The sequence below is a fragment of the Psychrobacillus sp. genome, assembly GCF_056205495.1.
The window spans coordinates 1-4,239 of the sequence record NZ_JBAEAP010000044.1; the positions used below are offsets into that span (position 1 = coordinate 1).

The 4,239-nt window shown below is 40.5% G+C and carries 4 protein-coding genes and 1 pseudogene; 3 read left to right on the forward strand and 2 right to left on the reverse strand.

The annotated features are described in order from the left end of the window. The first annotated feature begins 62 nt into the window (after positions 1–62). From AC06OU_RS01445 to AC06OU_RS01455, 3 genes and pseudogenes are all read left to right on the forward strand, one after another. On the forward strand, positions 63–809 hold the full coding sequence (locus AC06OU_RS01445; protein ID WP_475853540.1) for an SDR family NAD(P)-dependent oxidoreductase: 747 nt from the start codon (positions 63–65) through the stop codon (positions 807–809). A gap of 18 nt (positions 810–827) precedes the next feature. Next, a complete protein-coding gene (locus tag AC06OU_RS01450; protein ID WP_475853541.1) occupies positions 828–2,264 on the forward strand; it encodes an aldehyde dehydrogenase family protein in 1,437 nt (478 codons plus the stop codon). A gap of 494 nt (positions 2,265–2,758) precedes the next feature. Next, positions 2,759–2,968: pseudogene (locus AC06OU_RS01455) on the forward strand (IS5/IS1182 family transposase); the annotation flags it as partial. Between the two features lie 54 nt (positions 2,969–3,022). Here the strand turns inward: AC06OU_RS01455 and AC06OU_RS01460 are convergent. Together AC06OU_RS01460 and AC06OU_RS01465 are read right to left on the reverse strand one after the other, a co-directional pair. Beyond that, on the reverse strand, positions 3,023–3,223 hold the full coding sequence (locus AC06OU_RS01460) for a hypothetical protein (protein WP_475853542.1): 201 nt from the start codon (positions 3,221–3,223) through the stop codon (positions 3,023–3,025). Between the two features lie 284 nt (positions 3,224–3,507). Beyond that, on the reverse strand, positions 3,508–4,239 hold a 732-nt coding region (locus AC06OU_RS01465), incomplete at its 5' end, for a TIGR00366 family protein (protein ID WP_475853543.1).

Here is a 4,239-nt window from a genome sequence, read left to right on the forward strand (position 1 = left end):
ACTACGGAGTTTACTGAGGAAATTATGAAACACATTAAATCTTATGCATAGGAGAGATGAGAATGGGTGTAGTTGAACGCAAAGTAATCGCAGTTACAGGTGCTGGGGGAGGAATGGGTCTTCAAGTTGTACAAGATTTACTAGAGCAAGGAGCGATTGTTGTTGCTTTAGATATTAACACCGCTGCTGTAGCCGGGGTGGCGCATACAAACTTACGAGTGAAACAGGTTGATCTGTTAAACGAAGATAGTATACAGTCCACTTTTAAAGAGATCAATGATGAGTTTCATAGAATAGATGGCTTGGTGAACATCGCTGGTATAGCACAGGCTGCTAAATCAATAGTAGATGTTGAACTAACCGAATGGCATAGGCTTATTAATATCAATGCAACCGCCACTTTCTTAACGTGTAAGGAAGCAATTCGCTACATGAGGGAGGCTAAAAACGGATCAATTATCAACATTGGGTCAGTTTCTGTCACGCGACCACGACCAGGTCTTCAAAGCTATGTAGCATCAAAAGGGGCTGTCGAGGCATTCTCTAAGGCACTTGCGTTAGAAGCTGCTTCTTATAACGTAAGAGTAAATGTAATACATCCTGGTCCTGCTGATACTCAAATGCTAGGACAGTTTTCTTCTCAAAAAGGGGAAGTAGTCCTGAATAAAGATATCTTTGCAGAAAGTGTTCCATTAGGTAGATTGATTAAACCGTCTGACATTTCCGCAACAGTTGTGCATTTATTGTCCGATGCAGCTCAAATCATTACAGGCTCAGTGATTCATGTGGACGGCGGTCGAAATATTTAAAGGAGGTGGAAGCTTCTCATGGAAAAAATCAACATGCTAATTAATGGAGAGTGGGTCAGTGGCAGCCAGTGGATTGATGTACGAGATCCCGCTACAAGTGACGTAATCGCTCAAATCGTCCGTGGTAATGAAACGCATGTGGACGAGGCTGTGGCAGCTGCAAGACGTGCATTGAAGAGTAAAGAATGGAAGGCCTTCAAGCCTTTTCAAAGAGGACAATTATTAGTGGAGCTAGCCGCCTACGTACGATTACATGCTGAGGAACTTGCAGCGCTTGAGTCTCTCGACGTTGGAAAACCGATGAATCAAGCTCGAGCCGATGTAGAAGCAGCAGCCCGATACTTCGAGTTTTACGGAGGTATTGCTGATAAAGTGTTCGGCGATACGATCCCAATTGAAGAGAATTTGTTAAATGTAACAGTGGTGGAACCTATCGGCGTGACAGTACATATTGTCCCTTGGAATTACCCGATTCAAATTACAGCTCGAAGTGTAGGAGCGGCACTTGCAACCGGAAATGTAGTAATTGTAAAAAGTTCAGAGGATACCCCTTTGTCCACAAACTTTCTTGCACAATGGTTTCATGAAAAACTTCCAAAGGGAGTTTTTCAGCATTTAACTGGATATGGGGCCGAGGTTGGAGCAGCATTAAGCTCACATAAAGGAATCAACCAGATTACTTTTACCGGATCTGTACAGACGGGAATATCGGTCATGCAATCTGCAGCAGCGAACATTGTGCCTGTAACGCTAGAGTTAGGTGGTAAATCGCCTAATATTGTGTTTCAGGATGCCGATTTGGATCGTGCAATCCCAGCAATTGTCAACTCCATTACGCAAAATGCAGGACAAACGTGCTCTGCAGGTTCACGCCTGCTAGTGCAGGATACAATCGCTGATGAGCTACTAGAGCAGCTTGTTGTCCGATTTGGAGAGCTATCCATAGGACCAGCATCCATGAATGCAGATGTCGGGCCAATTATTAACCAAAAGCAACATGAACGAATCTTGGACATTTTAGGTGAAGCAAGTAAGCAAGGTAATGTACTAGTTGGAGGGAAGGCTGTAGAGGTAAGAGACTATGAGAATGGATATTATATTTCCCCAACAATCATCGAAGCAACTAGTCACGAAGAGAGCTATGTCCAGGAGGAAATATTTGGTCCAGTATTGAGCGTTGTCCGCTTTCATTCAGTTGAAGAAGCAATTGAGCTAGCAAACGAAACCGAATATGGTCTTGTTGCTGGAGTGTGGTCAAAGGATATTGACGTTGCTCATTATGTAGCTGCTCGTATCGAAGCGGGTCAAGTGTTTATCAACACTTATGGAGCAGCTGGAGGCGTACAAATGCCTTTTGGTGGTTATAAGAAGAGTGGGATTGGACGAGAAAAAAGTCATTTAGCCGTTCAAAACTATATACAAATTAAAAACCTAGCTATTCAGGTTAAAATTTAGTATTAAATTAAAAAAAATGAAATGGAAACTCGATTTCATGTTTTTACTTCATTTTTAAGGTCCGCACAATTTCTTGTAAGAAACTTTTCAATTCTTGTTGTTTGAAGTGGAGGTGGTGACTCCTGGGGGGCAGCTCGAGCTGAAAGCCCCGCAGGAACGAAGTGAGGGCACTGAAAAAGTACTTTTAAAACGCTTAGGGATAGAGTATGAATAAAGCTCCTATTTCCTGAATCCGTGTCTTTCCGTTCCGAGCGGATGCTTTCCTGGGGGCGGCCCGGCAAGCCTTCTCCCTCGCTGCGCTCAGTCCGGGTGCTCGCCGTGGCCGCTAATCCCCTAGGAGTCACCACTCTATACTCCAATCCACTATAGAATTTTTTAAAAATGTACTCGGCAAAAAAACTTTTCTTGCTATACCAAAGAAAAGTAAATACAGGGGTGCGCACAATGATTTCAAACCAAGAAACGCTGAACTTAAGTCCATACATGGAAACCGTAACCTTCAAATCAAAAATAATTTTGATGTGGAAAAATGTAAAATATGCCCTTTCAGATTTGGGTGTTACAAAGAAGGATCTAAATCTAAAACATATTGTGTCCCAATCAAATCGACAGAGCACCTTGAACAAGAGGCATTTCAGAATACCGAAGAATTTAAACAGCTTGCCAAAGAGCGATATAAAATCGAGGCAAAGAATAGTGAGTTAGTCTCTGGCTCATTTGACTTTGACTTTTTTTACTAAAGCTACCTGTTGGTTAAACTAAGGTTTTTTCTTAATTAAATCTATTAAATAATACATAAGTGCAATCACAAATGATAGCAATACAATAATTATTGTACCGAATGTAAGAATCCAAGTTTCCGCATAGCTCTCACCACCATCAAACACAAAAATAAGTATAAAAAGTAAAATAACACTAGCCAGTAATGTTAAGAAAAATTTACTAATATATTTTGACATAATATCCTCCTCTACAATTTCACTTTATTTACTATTTCGCCACTTTGTTATATTTACCTCTTATTAAACTAAACAGCTTACTTTAGTTTAAGTGTAACATTTCACAAATTACCATAGCCTATAACATAGCTAAAATAAAAAACTTGAAATCAAGTTGTCGATTTCAAGTTTTTTAATTATTCTCTAGTTATGTTCAAGCATCATTTGATTTTTCTAATGAAGAAGATCCTCCTTTTATAAGAAGGATCTTCTTTCATATTTCAGGGAATGTATAATAAAATTTTTTAGAAAAAGAACAAGCCGATACTAATAATGACACCACTTAGTAACAGGACAAACACGCAATACCCCATGATGTCCTTTGCCTTTAGGCCGGCGATAGCCAAGGCTGGTAGTGCCCAGAAAGGTTGGATCATATTTGTCCACGCATCTCCCCACGCGATCGCCATGGCCGTTTTCGCATAGCTAAGGTTAAGTGCAGATGCAGCCTCTAGCATAATTGGTGCTTGTACAGTCCATTGTCCTCCCCCTGAAGGGATAAAGAAGTTAACTATTCCAGCCGCATAAAACGTGAACAAGTAAAAAGTGTGCTCATTCGATATACTAATAAATGCCTCAGAAACAACTCCAGCTAAACCGGAAGCAACCATCATACCCATGATCCCTGCGTAAAAAGGGAATTGGATAACAATATCTCCTACAGTACTAGCGGCATTTTTAACTGCCATTAAAAAGTTTCTTGGTGTTCCATGACAAATAATGCCAAGCGTTACGAAAATCAAGTTAACAATATTTAAGTTTAAGTCGAAGCCCTTAGTGACAAAGTGGTTAACCAAGTAAACCAGACCAAGTAGTCCGATTAAACCGGTCAATATATAGCTTCCTTCCAGTCTTTGTGCAGGAGTAGGTTTTTCAGTTGATTTTTCCTCAACCTTTTCTTCTTCTAGTAATGCCGGGTCAATTGAGAAAGTATCTTCCTTACTTGGCATCATCCATCTGTTTAAAAGAGGTACGGA

Bases quoted from the DNA above. Each gene is read 5' to 3' on its own strand.
- AC06OU_RS01445 (WP_475853540.1), top strand. From the start codon at position 63: ATGGGTGTAGTTGAACGCAAAGTAATCGCAGTTACAGGTGCTGGGGGA.
- AC06OU_RS01450 (WP_475853541.1), top strand. From the start codon at position 828: ATGGAAAAAATCAACATGCTAATTAATGGAGAGTGGGTCAGTGGCAGC.
- AC06OU_RS01460 (WP_475853542.1), bottom strand. From the start codon at position 3,223: ATGTCAAAATATATTAGTAAATTTTTCTTAACATTACTGGCTAGTGTT.